The 13,611-nt window shown below is 62.1% G+C and carries 14 protein-coding genes; 1 reads left to right on the top strand and 13 read right to left on the bottom strand.

Annotated features, from left to right (window positions below):
* Window positions 1-37 precede the first annotated feature (37 nt).
* From AC1PUL_RS17645 to AC1PUL_RS17680, 8 genes are read right to left on the bottom strand one after another with little or no spacing between them, the layout of a single operon-like run.
* Entirely contained in the window at window positions 38-370 is a 333-nt protein-coding gene (locus tag AC1PUL_RS17645; protein ID WP_480465387.1) for a cupin domain-containing protein, read from the bottom strand.
* Window positions 363-1,028, bottom strand: a complete 666-nt coding sequence (locus tag AC1PUL_RS17650; protein ID WP_480465388.1) for a cysteine hydrolase family protein — start codon at window positions 1,026-1,028, stop codon at window positions 363-365. Before AC1PUL_RS17650 ends, AC1PUL_RS17645 begins: the two co-directional genes overlap by 8 nt.
* Window positions 1,028-2,566 (bottom strand): ABC transporter ATP-binding protein, encoded by a 1,539-nt coding sequence (locus AC1PUL_RS17655; RefSeq protein ID WP_480465389.1) that lies wholly within the window; start codon window positions 2,564-2,566, stop codon window positions 1,028-1,030. The genes AC1PUL_RS17650 and AC1PUL_RS17655 overlap by 1 nt, the downstream gene beginning before the upstream one ends.
* A complete protein-coding gene (gene biuH / locus AC1PUL_RS17660) occupies window positions 2,563-3,240 on the bottom strand; it encodes a biuret amidohydrolase (RefSeq protein ID WP_480465390.1) in 678 nt (225 codons plus the stop codon). The genes AC1PUL_RS17655 and biuH overlap by 4 nt, the downstream gene beginning before the upstream one ends.
* Window positions 3,237-4,253: a formamidase gene (locus AC1PUL_RS17665; RefSeq protein WP_480465391.1), complete on the bottom strand. Its 1,017-nt coding sequence runs from the start codon at window positions 4,251-4,253 to the stop codon at window positions 3,237-3,239. The genes biuH and AC1PUL_RS17665 overlap by 4 nt, the downstream gene beginning before the upstream one ends.
* An 11-nt stretch (window positions 4,254-4,264) precedes the next feature.
* Window positions 4,265-5,185 carry an ABC transporter permease gene (locus AC1PUL_RS17670; protein ID WP_298463153.1) on the bottom strand — a complete coding sequence of 307 codons (921 nt, stop codon included), beginning with the start codon at window positions 5,183-5,185 and terminating at the stop codon, window positions 4,265-4,267.
* Window positions 5,182-6,294 carry an ABC transporter permease gene (locus AC1PUL_RS17675; RefSeq protein ID WP_480465392.1) on the bottom strand — a complete coding sequence of 371 codons (1,113 nt, stop codon included), beginning with the start codon at window positions 6,292-6,294 and terminating at the stop codon, window positions 5,182-5,184. Before AC1PUL_RS17675 ends, AC1PUL_RS17670 begins: the two co-directional genes overlap by 4 nt.
* A gap of 20 nt (window positions 6,295-6,314) precedes the next feature.
* Complete coding sequence (locus AC1PUL_RS17680) at window positions 6,315-7,439, bottom strand: BMP family ABC transporter substrate-binding protein (protein WP_480465393.1); 1,125 nt, start codon at window positions 7,437-7,439, stop codon at window positions 6,315-6,317.
* A gap of 174 nt (window positions 7,440-7,613) precedes the next feature.
* On the opposite strand from AC1PUL_RS17680, the gene AC1PUL_RS17685 reads away from it, so the two are divergent.
* Window positions 7,614-8,522, top strand: coding sequence for a LysR family transcriptional regulator (locus AC1PUL_RS17685; protein ID WP_298463158.1), 909 nt, complete (start codon window positions 7,614-7,616; stop codon window positions 8,520-8,522).
* Between the two features lie 15 nt (window positions 8,523-8,537).
* Here the strand turns inward: AC1PUL_RS17685 and AC1PUL_RS17690 are convergent, their stop codons facing one another.
* From AC1PUL_RS17690 to cyoA, 5 genes are read right to left on the bottom strand one after another with little or no spacing between them, the layout of a single operon-like run.
* The gene (locus AC1PUL_RS17690) at window positions 8,538-9,242 is read right to left on the bottom strand and encodes an SURF1 family protein (protein WP_480465394.1); all 705 of its coding nucleotides are present in this window, start codon (window positions 9,240-9,242) and stop codon (window positions 8,538-8,540) included.
* A 16-nt stretch (window positions 9,243-9,258) separates the two neighbouring features.
* Window positions 9,259-9,663 (bottom strand): cytochrome o ubiquinol oxidase subunit IV, encoded by a 405-nt coding sequence (gene cyoD, locus AC1PUL_RS17695; protein WP_480465395.1) that lies wholly within the window; start codon window positions 9,661-9,663, stop codon window positions 9,259-9,261.
* The gene (gene cyoC / locus AC1PUL_RS17700) at window positions 9,663-10,283 is read right to left on the bottom strand and encodes a cytochrome o ubiquinol oxidase subunit III (protein ID WP_480465396.1); all 621 of its coding nucleotides are present in this window, start codon (window positions 10,281-10,283) and stop codon (window positions 9,663-9,665) included. The genes cyoD and cyoC overlap by 1 nt, the downstream gene beginning before the upstream one ends.
* 5 nt (window positions 10,284-10,288) lie before the next feature.
* Window positions 10,289-12,295, bottom strand: coding sequence for a cytochrome o ubiquinol oxidase subunit I (gene cyoB, locus AC1PUL_RS17705; protein ID WP_480465397.1), 2,007 nt, complete (start codon window positions 12,293-12,295; stop codon window positions 10,289-10,291).
* A gap of 12 nt (window positions 12,296-12,307) precedes the next feature.
* Window positions 12,308-13,513: a ubiquinol oxidase subunit II gene (gene cyoA, locus AC1PUL_RS17710; RefSeq protein WP_480465398.1), complete on the bottom strand. Its 1,206-nt coding sequence runs from the start codon at window positions 13,511-13,513 to the stop codon at window positions 12,308-12,310.
* Window positions 13,514-13,611: the final 98 nt, after the last annotated feature.

Consider the following 13,611-nt stretch of genomic DNA (forward strand, 5'->3'; position numbering starts at 1 on the left):
GTTATCCGGGCGTTAGAAACTTAGCCGGCAACAGAGTTCAGAGGATCTTGACCGGCTTCGTCCATTGGATGAGCACGACGCAACCCTCCTCCGACGACACCGAATGCGTTGTACCCTCAGGATTGGCGATCAGCGACCCCTTCGGATAGTGGCCGAATTCATCGCTCTGGGACCCATCGAGCACAAGGATGGTCTCAAGGCCCTGGTGAAGGTGGCGGGGGACCGAGGCGCCGGCGGCGTAGCGCAATAGCGCCACTTCGGGCTCGCCTGTCACCAAACGGCAGATCTCGACACCCTCGCGAAAATACTCGAACTGGCAATGCTGCCAGCCACCGCGCAGGAAATCCGGAAAACTCAAGGCTTCAGACATCGAGCACCTCTACGATTTCTTCCACGGTTGCCGCCCAGCCGACGAGGGCTCCTTGTGCGGTGATCATGTCGATGGCCGCCTTCTTGAATTCTGGGAAATAGCTTTCCGTGGCATCCGTCGCGAGCAGGCATTCGAAGCCGCGATCATTGGCCTCGCGCATGGTGGTCTGGACGCAGACTTCGGTGGTGACGCCTGCGAAAACCAGCTGACTGATCTTCCGCGCGGCCAGGATTTCTCCGAGGGGCGTGGCGTAGAAGGCGCCCTTGCCGGGTTTGTCGAGCACGATTTCGCCTTCCACCGGATAGAGCTCCGGAATGATGTCGGCACCGGGTTCGCCGGAAATAAGGATGCGGCCCATGGGGCCGGGATCGCCGATGCGCAGAGACGGCTTGCCGCGCTCGCGCTTGGCCGGCGGGCAATCGGAAAGATCGGGACGATGGCATTCGCGGGTGTGGATGACGGGCAGGCCGGCAGCGCGGAAGGCGGCGAGGAGGAGTGCCGTTGCCGGAATGATCGCCTGCAGAAGAGCCACCTTGTTGCCCAGTGTTTCGCCGAAACCGCCGGGCTCGACGAAGTCGCGCTGCATGTCGATGATGATGAGGGCCGCATGGTCCCGATCGAGGTCGAAGTCGAAGGGACGCGCCTTGATGATTGCCATCAGTGATGTCCTGCCATGTGCCGGCCGATCTCGCCGATATCGGCGTTTGCGGCTGGGGTCTCATACGCGATATGCCCTTCCGACATCACCAGGATCCGGTCGGAGAGCTGGAGAATTTCGTCGAGGTCTTCTGAGATAAGAAGAACTGCGGCTCCGGCATTCCTTGCGGCCATGATGCGGGCGCGGATTTCGGCGACAGCCGAGAAATCGAGCCCGAAGCAGGGATTGGTGATGATCAGAAGATCGACGTCGCCGGTGAGCTCGCGGGCAAGAACCGCGCGCTGCACATTGCCGCCGGAGAGCGAGGCAATCGGGGACTGGAGCGAGGCCGTCTTGACCTTGTACTCGCCGACCAGATGGCCCGCCTGTTCGAGCATGCGGCTGCCATCGAGCCAGAACTGGGCGCGCCCTGCGGTGAAGTCAAAGTCCCGGAAGAAGATGTTTTCGGCCACCGTCATGCGCGGCGCGCAGGCGTTCTTCAAGGGCTCTTCGGGCAGATAGCGGACGTTGAGTTTGCGGGCTTCGTCGCGGCGTGCGTGATAGGGCTCCGCCTTGACCCGGATCTCGCCCTTTTCCAGCGGCCGCTGGCCGGTCAGGATCTCCATCAGCTCCATCTGTCCATTGCCGGAGATGCCGGCGATGCCGACGATCTCGCCGGATTTCACGGTGAGATCGGCGATGTCGATGGTCTTCAGGCCGGAGCGATCAGGGGCCCTGACGCCGGAGACGGAGAGGACGGGCACACCCTGGTAGGCGACGCGGGCGGCCGGCTTCACCAGCTCCTTTTCGCCGATCATCATCGCCGCCATGTCGGAGGTCGAGAGATCGGAGACCTTGCCGCCGCCGACATATTCGCCGCGTCTCAGGATCGAGACCTCGTCGGCAAAGGCGGTCACTTCGCGGAACTTGTGGCTGATCATCAGGCAGGTGAGTTCGCCGGCACTCGTCAGCCCCCTGACCATGCCGAGCAATTCGTCGGCTTCCGCCGGTGTCAGAACCGAGGTGGGCTCATCGAGGATCAGGAAACGGCGGCCGAGATAGAGCTGCTTCAGGAGTTCCAGCTTCTGCTTCTCGCCGGCAGCGAGCCGGCCGACGGGTATGTCGAGCGGCACGGAGAAGGGCATGCGGTCCATGAAGGCGGAGAGCGCCTGGCGCTCCTTCTTCCAGTCGATCAGCGCCGGTGCGTCCGCCCGGCTGATGACGAGGTTTTCGGCTGCGGTGAGCGAGGGAACGAGCGTGAAATGCTGATAGACCATGCCGAGTCCGAGATCATGGGCGGCACGGGGATCGGGGATCTCGACTTCCAGGCCTTCGACCATCATCTGGCCCGACGTCGGCTTGTAGAAGCCCATCATGCATTTGACGAGGGTCGACTTTCCCGCGCCGTTTTCGCCAAGCAACACATGGAAGGAGCCGGCGGCGACACGGATTGAAACATCGTTGAGCGCCGTGAAGCTGCCGAAGCGCATGGTCATGCCGACGGTTTCCACCGACATGGCGTGATCGGGTGCTTTGAACTCTTGCGCCGGGACCCTCATGGCAGAGCGTCCACGAGCTTTTCGCTGTCGGAGACGGAGCCGAAGACGCCGCCCTGCATCTTGACCATCTTGATGGCGGCGGCGTGGTTGCCGGGATCAGTCGCGCCGCAGCAGTCCTCAAGGATGACGCATTCGAAGCCACGGTCATTGGCCTCGCGCATTGTCGTGTGCACACAGACATCGGTGGTGATGCCGGTCAGGACGATGTTCTCGATGCCGCGGGTGCGCAGGATGAGTTCGAGATCGGTGGCGCAGAAAGAGCCCTTGCCCGGCTTGTCGATGATCGCTTCGCCCGGCAGGGGCGCCAGTTCGTCGATGATTTCCCAGCCCGGTTCGCCGCGTACGAGAATGCGACCGCAGGGACCCGCATCGCCGATGCCGGCGCCAATCTGCTGCGAGCGCCAGCGCTTGTTCGGCGGCAGGTCGGAAAGATCAGGGCGATGGCCCTCGCGGGTGTGGATGATGTGGTAGCCCTTGGCCCGCATGGCGGAGAGCACCTTCTTGATCGGCTCGATCGGCGCGCGGGTGAGCGAGAGGTCGTAGCCCATCTTGTCGACATAACCGCCGACGCCGCAGAAATCGGTCTGCATGTCGATGATGATGAGCGCGGTGTTCTCAGGACGGAGATCGCCGTTATAGGGCCAGAGATAGGGATTTGCCTTGATGGTCGTCATTCCGCCGCCTCCTTGTTGATCTCGCCATAGAGGCGCACGGGTTTCGGGAAGCCGCAGGATGTACCGTCGGTCACCTGGACTTCGTCTTCCCAGGGCAGGCGGTACTTGTTCGCGACCAGATCCTGCATGAAGGTGTAGGGGCAATCGCCTGCACCGCCGGCCACGGCCGAAAAGCCGCGATGGCCGAGCTGGTAGATGTTGTTTTCGACACCCCAGACCCGGCGCGCCTCGCGAACGAGATCGGGGCGGACTTCCGCCGTGATGATCTCATCCGGTCTACCGGACGTGCCGTGGGCGATAATGCTGCCGTCGAAATTGACGATCATGCCCTCGCCCATGGAATCGAAGGTGCCGTCAGATCCGCACATGCAGACATTGGCGGTGACCATCAGATTACAGAAGGAATTGGACTGGTTGGTGAAGCGCCAGGCCTCACGCATTGGGGCGGTGTAACCCGCCGTGCGCAGCATGATTTCGGCGCCTTTATAGGCTGCCTCGCGGGCCATTTCCGGGAACATGCCGTCGTGGCAGATGATCAGCGAGAGCTTGCAGCCCTTCGGGCCTTCGATGACGGGAATTCCGAGATCGCCGGGTTCCCAGGGTTCGACCGGCACCCAGGGATGGAGCTTGCGGTAATAGAGCCTGATCTCGCCCTGGTCATCGATAACAAGACCGGTGTTCCACGGATTGCCGCCCGGATTGTATTCCATGATCGAAAAGCAGCCCCAGATGCGGTTGCCGCGGCAGGCCTCTCTGAAGGCTGCGACTTCCGGACCATCCATCCGGCACATGATCTCCGGGTTGGTGTCCATCGACAGGCCGTGCAGGGCATATTCCGGGAAGACGACGAGATCCATTCCGGCGATGTTGCGGCGCGCCTTGGCGACCATGCCGACGACCTTGTCGGTCTGGGCTGCGAGATCGGCCCGCGTCACCGTGTTCGGCAATTGCAGCTGCACGAGGCCGATGACCACCCCCTCGGGCGACTTATTGAGACCGCCAAGTCCGTTCATGGATCCTGCTCCTATTTGGTGATGCTGAGTTCGCCCGGGGCCGAGACCATGGCCCGGCTGCGCGAACTGATCGCGATCAGAAGGCCAAGGGTGAGCACGTAAGGCGCTGCGTAGAAGAGGTAGTAGCCCTGGGTGACGCCGACCGATTGAAGGGCGGGCCCCAACGCCCCTGCGCCGCCGAAGAGCAGCGAGGCATAGAGGCAATGGACCGGGTTCCAGCGGGCGAAAATGACGAGGGCAACGGCCATCAGGCCCTGGCCTGAGGAAATGCCTTCGTTCCAGCTGCCCGGATAAAATAGCGAGAGATAGGCACCGCCGACGCCGGCCATGGCGCCGCCCACCGCCGTCGACCAGAGGCGCACGCGGTTGACATTGATCCCAAGCGCACGGGCCGCATCGGCGCTGTCACCGGCGACGCGGATGGTGAGGCCGACGCGCGTGTTTTTCAGAACCCAGGCGGCGAGGAAGGCGAGTGCGATGCCGACGAGGAAGAGGACGTTGACGTTGAGGGCCGCCTGGACCTGCGGGATATCCGACCAGAAACCGAGCGGTATCGACGGCAGATCGGGGGCGACGGGCTGAACGTAGGGCTTGCCGAAGAAGAAGGCGAGGCCCGAGCCGAAGATCATCAGGGCGATGCCGATCGCGATGTCGTTCACCTTCGGGAACTTGCAGATCCAGCCGTGCAGGAGACCGAAGAGTAGACCTGAGACTGCCGCCGCGAGCGTGCCCGCCCAGGCGGAACCGGTATGATAGGCGACGGCATAGCCGCTCATGGCGCCGAAGACGAGCGTGCCTTCGAGGCCGAGATTGATGCGGCCGGAGCGTTCTGTCAGGCATTCACCGATGCTGACGAAGATGAAGGGGGTGGAGACACGGATCGCGCCGCCGAGGATGGCAAGGGGCACGCCCCAGAGACCGATATCCGTCATGCGCGCTTTCCCTTCAGCAGAAGGCCTTCCAGCGTGATCCGATCACGGAACGCGTCGGACAAGAGGATGGCAATGAAGATCATGCCCTGGAAGACCACGATGGTCGCATCCGGCAGGTCGAGCCTTCGCTGGACGAGGCCGCTCGACGCCTCGAAGCCGGCAAAGAGCAGTGTGGCTGGGATGATCGCCAGACAGTTGTGACGGGCGAGGAAGGCGATGAGGATGCCGGTATAGCCATAACCGCCGGCAAGCGAGGCATTGGCCGAGCCATGGACGGCGGCGACCTCGAAGGTGCCGGCGAGACCGGCCAATGACCCACCTAGCGCTGTAAAGCCGATCATCAGCAGGCCTGCCGGCAGACCCTGCACCTGGGCGGCCCTCAAGTTTCCGCCGACAATGCGCGCCGCAAATCCGAAGGTCGTCTTTTCGATCAGCACCCAGCAAAGGATGCAGGCGATGATGCCGGCCGCGAGCCCCCAGTGCACACCGATGCCGGGGATTTCGCCGATCCGGTAGAGTTCCGGCAGGGGTGCCGTGGAGGGCTTGTTGAGGCTGGCGGGGTCGCGCAGCGGTCCTTCGACCAGATGGTTCATGAGCGCGATCGCGATATAGGCGAGCAGCAGGCTGGAGATCGTCTCATTGACCCCGCGGAAATGCCTGAGAGCCCCGATGCCGCCGATCCAGATGGCGCCGACGAGCGCTCCTGTGATCATCATGGCGAGGATCCCCACCGGACCCGGCATGCTAGGTGCCAGCATGGCGATTGCACCGGCGCCGACACCGCCCAGCACGATCGCCCCCTCCCCGCCGATCACCACGAGACCAAGCCGGGCCGGCAGGGCGACGCAGAGGGCTGCGAGAAGAAGGGGTGCCGCACGGGCAAGCGTGTTGGTCCAGGAGAAGGACGTGCCGAAGCCCGCCTTGTAGACGAGGGTGTAGAACTCGATCGGCGACGTGCCGATCAGGAGCAGAAAGACGGCAAAGAGGAGCATGCCGGCGAGCAGCGCTGCCAATGGCAGGAAAAGCGGGTCGAGCCAACGCAGAACCGTCTCGAGCGAGAGACTGCGTCTGGCCAGGCCCTGGCTTGCGAGATCCGCCGGTGCACTCATGGCATGCCCCTCCCGGATGCTTAAGACGTGGATCCGACGACGCCCTCGACGAGGTAGCTCATGCTTTCGAGCGCAACATCCGTCTCGGCGAAGGCCTGTCCCTCGGTCGCGATGACATTGCCCTTGTTGTCCTTGAGCGGTCCCTTGATGACCGAGAAGCCGCCCTTGAGGATTTCGGCAAGGGTCGCGTCGAACTGCTTGCGTGCCGGTTCGGTGACCGCCGGGCCGAGCGGGCTCATCTTGACGAAGCCTTCGGCAAGGCCGCCACGGACGAAGTTGTCAATGGTGCCGCCGGCCAACGTCGTGTTGACCATGTCGGTATAGACCTTGGACCAGTTCCACTCGGCGCCGGTCAGATACTTCTCGGGCGCCAGCGGGCTCTGGTTGGCGTGGTAGCCGCAGAGGAACATGCCGCGGCCGGCGCCGGTTTCCATGACGACCTTCGGGCCGTCGACATGGCAGGTGACGACGTCGACGCCCTGGTCGGCGAGTGCGTTTGTGGCTTCCGCTTCCTTGACGGCGAGCGACCATTCACCGGTGAAGATGACCTGGCAGGTGATCGTGGGATCCACGGCTCGGGCGCCGAGCAGGAAGGAGTTGATGTTGAGCAGGACCTGCGGAATGGGCTTTGCCGCGACGAAGCCGATCTTCTTGGTCTTGGTCATGTGACCGGCAACGATGCCGTTCAGATACTGGCCCATGCCGATATAGCCGAAATAGGAGCCGGTATTGGCGGGCTTGTCCGGCGTCCAGAGGCCGCCGCAATGTTCAAAACGGACATTGGGATATTTCGGCGCCATGGTCAGGATATGGGGGTCGAAATAGCCGAAGGAGGTCGGGAAGAGCAGCGTCGCCCCGTCGAAGTTGATCATGCTCTCCATGGTCTTCTGGACGTCGACCGTTTCCGGTACCTGTTCTTCCTCGACCACGGTCACGCCCTCGATTGCCTTGATCGCGGCAGCGCCTTCGGCATGGGCCTGGTTGTAGCCGAAGTCATCCTTCGGGCCGACATAGATGAAGCCGACGGTCAGGCCTGCGGCGCGGGCGATGTCGAAGGGAAGCACGCTGCTTGCGGCGGCAAGGCCGGCGAGGCCGGCTGACTGGCGCAGAAACTGGCGGCGGCTCGGCATAAGAAACTGGCTCATGAAGGATCTCCCAGATCACGGTATGGACGGCGAACAGTCGGGCGGGCGCTGGTTCCCCTGATTATTGATGGCGCTCCGCGTTCACCTTTGAGTAACCCATATGGCGCCGCTTCTGTCTTGTGCTAAGTTTTGCGCGAGCCGCTGCAAATTTTGCATCACCCGGAGAGCCGTCGCATGCGCCATCTGACTTCGCTGCGTTATATCGATGCCGTTGCCAAGGCCGGCTCCATTCGTGGGGCGGCCGAATCGCTGGCAATCACATCGACGGCGCTCAATCGGCGCATCCTCGCGCTGGAAGAGGAACTTGGCGTGCCGGTCTTCGAGCGGCTGCCGCATGGGGTTCGGTTGTCGAGCGCCGGCGAGATCCTGATCCATCACATCCGCAACCAGATCTCCGACATGGAGCGGGTACGCTCACAGATCGCCGACCTCTCTGGCGTCAGGCGTGGTCATGTGTCGATCGCCTGCAGCCAGGCGCTCCTGCCCTATTTCCTGCCGCATCAGATCGCTCACTATCGAAAGGACCATCCGGCGGTGACCTTCGGCGTGCATCTGCGCGACCGGCAGGCGGCGGAGCAGTCGCTGGTCGATCATTCGGCGGATCTGGCGATCGTCTTCGAGCCGGTGCGTATGGCGGATTTCATGACGCTGATCCGGGTGCATCAGCCGGTGCATGTGGTGATGGCACCGCATCATCCTCTGGCAACCAAGGACACCATCCGGCTGAGCGACTGCCTCGGCTACCCATATTCGCTGCCGACGGCCCCCTTTGGCGTGCGCCACTTGATGGACATGGCAGCGCAGAAATCCTCACATCGACTGGAACCGGTGATCGAATCCGACAGTTTCGAATTCCTGCGCAACCATGCGGTCGCGGAGAACATCATCACCTTCCAAATCCCGATCGGGCTTTCGGACCATACGATGACGGGCGAGATGATCACGCGCCCGCTCGACAAGCGCGATGTGCCGGCGGGCGTGCTCTATATGGGGCAGTTGCGCGGAAGAACCCTTCCGGTCGCCGCCGCACGGTTCGCCGCCCAGCTGTCGACTGCCCTTGCCAGCCGATACGAAGTGTCGTGACGGCTTGGCCGAAAATTACCGCTCGACCGCGTCAGGTCGCGTGGCGCGATAGAGCAGATAGGCGAAGACCGCCGCCAGGCCGAACCAGGTCATGGCATAGCCGAAATGCTTGTTGGGGAAGGAAACCACCGTCAGCCCGCCGACCGGCATGCCATCGCCCTGTTGATCGGCATCGATGAAATAGGGTGCGACCTCTGCGAGCCCGAGGGCCTCAGCCATGGCGACCGTATCACGGGAGAACCATCGATTGCCCGCGGGGTCGTTGTCGCGGAGAAAGGCACCGCCCGGCTGGGTGATGCGCAGGAGCCCTGCCACCCTCTGCTCAGCCTCAGGTCTCGGCCTGTCTGCGACGGAGGTCCGGTCATCGGGCACGAAGCCGCGGTTGATGAAGAGGCGCCAGCCGTCATCCGTCTCAAAGGGCGTCATCACCCAGAAACCGGATCCGCGCGAGGTCACGGCCTTCACCAGGAGGTCGTCTACGGGCAGATAACGGCCGCGCACTTCGATGCGGCGATACTCTGATGTGTCGAAGGTCACCTGAGCCCAGGTATCGGGACCCGGTGCGGAGACCGGCGGGGCCACAAGCCCCGCCTCGACGCGTTCGATGAGAGCCGTCTTCCATTGCAGGCGCTGGAGCTGCCAGACGCCAAGGCCAACGAGCAGGCCGATGGCGAGGACGCCCAGTCCAATGAACCACCATGGTCTGCGCGCCTCGGTCATTGCCTTGCCGATCTCTTCAGGAGCCGAAGCCCTGGAAGCTCTCGTGATCCATTGTCGGCATCATGTTGGTGTTCAGGTTGTACATGACCCAGACCGATCCGGCGATCATGATGACCACGACGATGATCGTGAAGATCATCGAAAGCATGGTCCAGCCCTCGTCGGAGCGGGTGTTCATGTGCAGGAAATACACCATATGAACGAGAATCTGCACGACGGCGAAGCCGATCACCGTCACCGCTGTAAGCACGCGGCTTTCGAAGCCGCCGCTCATGACCACGGCAAAGGGAATGATCGTCAGGATCGCGGCCAGCACAAAGCCCGTCAGATACGAGCGGTAGCTGCCGTGATCATGGCCGGTATTGTCGTGACCGTGGCCCTGGTCGTGATGGCCGTGGGGCTGGATGGAAGGTTTGGACATCAGATCATCCCCAGGAGATAGACGAAGGTGAAAACCCCGATCCAGATGACATCAAGGAAGTGCCAGAACATACTCAGGCATTCCATGCGGCGGGTGTTTGCCGGGATCAGGCCCTTTTGGTTGATCTGGACCATGAGAGTAACGAGCCAGATACAGCCGAACAGCACGTGCAGGCCATGCGTGCCGACGAGCGCGAAGAAGGCCGACAGGAAGGCAGACCGCTGCGGGCCGGCGCCGAGTTCGATCAGGTGGTGGAACTCATAGATTTCGAGCGCCAGGAAGGCGAGGCCCAGCAGCAGCGTGACGGCCAGCCAGATCTGCATGCGGGCCTGACGGCCCTCATACATGGCCAGCATCGCAAAGCCGAAGGTGATCGAGGAGACCAGCAGGAAACCGGTGTTGATGGCAATCAGCGTCAGATCGAACAGAACCTTGGGGCCGGGGCCGGCCGCATAGCTCTGGCCGACCACGGCGAAAACGGCGAAGAGGACCGCGAACATCAGGCAGTCGCTCATCAGGTAGATCCAGAAGCCGAGACGCGTGGACGCGCCTTCCGGATGATGATGCGGCTCGGTTTCCCAATAGACGGCAGGCGTATCGGTGTGGGTGACGGTGCTCACGGTCTTCACGCTCCTACGCTGGCCAGTTCGCGGTCACGGGCCTTTTCGACACGCTCGACCTCGTCGACGGGGACATAGTAATCCCGGTCATAGTTGAAGGTATGGGCGATCGAGACGGCAATGATCGCGAGGAAGGACAGGGCTGCCAGCCACCATATGTACCAGACCAGGGCGAAGCCGCAGAGCGTCGCCAGTGCTGACAGGATAACACCTGTGCCGGTGTAACGCGGCATGTGGATCGGCAGGTAGGGTGCCTTCGGGCGCGTCTGGCCAACCTGCTTCATGTCGTGCCATGCATCGAGATCATGGACCACGGGCGTGAAGGCGAAGTTGTAGGCCGGCGGCGGGGAAGACGTCGCCCATTCCAGCGTGCGGCCATCCCAGGGGTCGCCGGTCACGTCCATATTGTCCTTCCGCTGCAAGATCGAAACGGCGATCTGGATGAAGAAGGCAGCAATACCGATAGCGATCAACAGCGCACCGAGGGCTGCCAGGATGAACCAGATCCTGAGATCCGGATCATCGAAGACACGCATGCGGCGGGTGACACCCATCAGGCCAAGCACGTAGAGCGGCATGAAGGCGAGCCAGAAGCCACTGACCCAGCTCCAGAAGGAGACCTTGCCCCAGAAGACGTTCAGCTTGAAGCCGAAGGCCTTGGGCCACCAGTAGACGATCGCGGCAAAGCAACCGAACAGCACGCCGCCGATGATGACGTTGTGGAAGTGCGCCACGAGGAAGAGCGAGTTGTGCAAGACGAAGTCGGCCGGCGGTACGGCGAGGAGGACGCCCGTCATGCCGCCTATGGTGAAGGTCAGCATGAAGGCAATCGTCCACATCATCGGCAGGTCGAGGCGGACCCGGCCCTGATACATCGTGAAGAGCCAGTTGAAGATCTTCGCGCCCGTTGGCACCGAGATGATCATCGTGGTGATGCCGAAGAAGGCGTTCACCGATGCGCCAGAACCCATCGTGAAGAAGTGGTGCAGCCAGACCACGTAGCTCAGGATGGTGATGCAGACGGTGGCATAGACCATCGAGCTGTAGCCGAAGAGCCGCTTGCCGGAGAAGGTCGATGTGATCTCCGAGAAGACGCCGAAGAGCGGCAGGATCAGGATGTAGACTTCCGGGTGGCCCCAGATCCAGATGAGGTTGATATACATCATCGGATTGCCGCCGAGATCGTTCGTGAAGAAGTTCGTTCCCACGTAGCGGTCAAGCGTCAGAAGGATCAGCGTCATCGTCAGGACCGGGAAGGACGCGACGATCAGGACGTTGGTGCAGAGCGCGGTCCAGGTGAACACCGGCATACGCATCAGGGTCATGCCCGGTGCACGCATCTTGATGATGGTCACGAGCAGGTTGATGCCCGATAGCGTCGTGCCGACACCCGCGATCTGCAGACCCCAGATGTAATAATCGACCCCGACCCATGGACTGTAGCCGATGCCCGACAGAGGCGGGAAGGCGAGCCAACCCGTCTGGGCGAATTCACCGACGAAGAGCGAGGCCATCACCAGCACGGCGCCGCCGACGGTCATCCAGAACGAGAAATTGTTGAGGAAGGGGAAGGAGACGTCGCGCGCGCCGATCTGCAGCGGCACGACGTAGTTCATCAGACCCGTGACGAAGGGCATCGCCACGAAGAAGATCATGATCACGCCATGAGCCGTGAAGATCTGGTCGTAATGGTGGGCGTTGAGATAGCCCTCGGACCCGTTGAAGGCCAGCACCTGCTGCAAGCGCATCATGATGGCATCGGCGAAGCCGCGCACCAGCATGACCAGCGCCAGAATGATGTACATGATGCCGATCTTCTTGTGATCGACGGAGGTCAACCACTCACGCCAGAGATAGCCCCAGAGGCGGAAATAGGTCAGCGCGCCAACGGTTGCGGCACCGCCGATGGCGACGACCACAAAGGTGGAGAGAACGATGGGATCCGTCGGGATCGCACTCCAATTGAGGCGACCGAGAAGAAACGTGGTGGAATGGTCTATTGCGGTGGCCATGCCAGTATCCTGTCAGAGTTGCGGCGCAGTGCCGGAGGCCTGCCGAACGAGCGCGATGAAGCGCTCAGCATCCCCGCCGAAGGGCGATGCGGGCTGTGGCATGTTGTGTCCCATGAGCGGGCCGGAAACGATCGGTTCCACATCGGCGGAAGCGGGCTGGGCGGTCAGCATCTGCTCGAGTTCCTCGATGGTGCAGAAACCGAGGACCTTGAATGGCTCCCAGCCGAAGACCGGCTCGCGCATGCCGCGGCGCTCGTGCTTGTCGTAGATCAGGGCGCTCATGTTGACCGTGCCGGCGAGACCCGTGCCGCCCTGGGCGTCGAGCGCCATCATCTCGGCCATGCAGATCTTGCCATCCTCAACGCACATGTTGACGACACGCGGGAAGAGCAGCGGATCAACGCTAGCAAAGGTCATAGGCTCGACATTTTCGGTGGGACGCTCAAGCTCCAAGTAGCGGGCGCGGTCCAGCTTGTCGGCGCCTGCACGGGCTTCAGCAACCCAGGCATCGAATTGCGTGGAGTCGCTGGCCTTCGCCTTGAAGCGCATCCCCGAGAAGCCCGCGCCGGAGTAGTGCGAGGCAAGGCCCTGGAAGGTGCCCTCCTGATTGAAGACGCCATGCAGTGTCGTCTGCATGCCAGGCATCGCGTAGATCATGCCGGCCATGTGCGGAATGTAGAAGGCATTCATTACGGAAGAGGATGTCAGCGAGAAGCGGATCGGGCGATCCACGGGAACCGGCATCTCGTTGAGCGCAGCCACGCCATATTGCGGATAGATGAACAGCCATTTCCAATCGAGGGCGACGACCTGGATTTCCAGCGGCTCCTGTTGCGGGTCAAGCGGCTTTTCGGCCGAGACCCGGGCCAGTGGCCGGTAGGGATCAAGCAGGTGCGTCTGTACCCAAGTCAACGCGCCAAGGCAGACAATGATCAGAAGTGGGATCGCCCAGATGATCAATTCGAGCTTTGTCGAATGAGACCAGTTCGGCTTGTAGACGGCTTGCTTGTTCGAAGCCCGATAATGCCAGGCAAACCAGCAGGTCAGCACCATCACCGGAATGATGATGATCAGCATTAACAGGGTGGATGTGATCAAAAGATCGCGCTTCTGAGCGGCGAGGTCTCCTGTCGGAGCAAGGACTTCTGCCTTGCAAGCGGATAGAAACAAGACCGCCCCAAGGGCGGCCAGTATTTTCGGGAGGCGAAGCTCTTGCATCTCTTACCCTGGCACACTGGAGGGTCACAGAGCAGGGGTCCCCCCGAACGCTACTCGACGACCATTGATATTCGTGGAGGTAGTTAGTCCGGTTTTGC

The sequence above is a fragment of the Rhizobium sp. P43 genome (genome assembly GCF_056730705.1).

What these genes read in the sequence shown, in the direction of transcription:
- AC1PUL_RS17645 (WP_480465387.1), bottom strand. Translation starts at nt 370, where the DNA reads ATGTCTGAAGCCTTGAGTTTTCCGGATTTCCTGCGCGGTGGCTGGCAG.
- AC1PUL_RS17650 (WP_480465388.1), bottom strand. Translation starts at nt 1,028, where the DNA reads ATGGCAATCATCAAGGCGCGTCCCTTCGACTTCGACCTCGATCGGGAC.
- AC1PUL_RS17655 (WP_480465389.1), bottom strand. Translation starts at nt 2,566, where the DNA reads ATGAGGGTCCCGGCGCAAGAGTTCAAAGCACCCGATCACGCCATGTCG.
- biuH (WP_480465390.1), bottom strand. Translation starts at nt 3,240, where the DNA reads ATGACGACCATCAAGGCAAATCCCTATCTCTGGCCCTATAACGGCGAT.
- AC1PUL_RS17665 (WP_480465391.1), bottom strand. Translation starts at nt 4,253, where the DNA reads ATGAACGGACTTGGCGGTCTCAATAAGTCGCCCGAGGGGGTGGTCATC.
- AC1PUL_RS17670 (WP_298463153.1), bottom strand. Translation starts at nt 5,185, where the DNA reads ATGACGGATATCGGTCTCTGGGGCGTGCCCCTTGCCATCCTCGGCGGC.
- AC1PUL_RS17675 (WP_480465392.1), bottom strand. Translation starts at nt 6,294, where the DNA reads ATGAGTGCACCGGCGGATCTCGCAAGCCAGGGCCTGGCCAGACGCAGT.
- AC1PUL_RS17680 (WP_480465393.1), bottom strand. Translation starts at nt 7,439, where the DNA reads ATGAGCCAGTTTCTTATGCCGAGCCGCCGCCAGTTTCTGCGCCAGTCA.
- AC1PUL_RS17685 (WP_298463158.1), top strand. Translation starts at nt 7,614, where the DNA reads ATGCGCCATCTGACTTCGCTGCGTTATATCGATGCCGTTGCCAAGGCC.
- AC1PUL_RS17690 (WP_480465394.1), bottom strand. Translation starts at nt 9,242, where the DNA reads ATGACCGAGGCGCGCAGACCATGGTGGTTCATTGGACTGGGCGTCCTC.
- cyoD (WP_480465395.1), bottom strand. Translation starts at nt 9,663, where the DNA reads ATGTCCAAACCTTCCATCCAGCCCCACGGCCATCACGACCAGGGCCAC.
- cyoB (WP_480465397.1), bottom strand. Translation starts at nt 12,295, where the DNA reads ATGGCCACCGCAATAGACCATTCCACCACGTTTCTTCTCGGTCGCCTC.
- cyoA (WP_480465398.1), bottom strand. Translation starts at nt 13,513, where the DNA reads ATGCAAGAGCTTCGCCTCCCGAAAATACTGGCCGCCCTTGGGGCGGTC.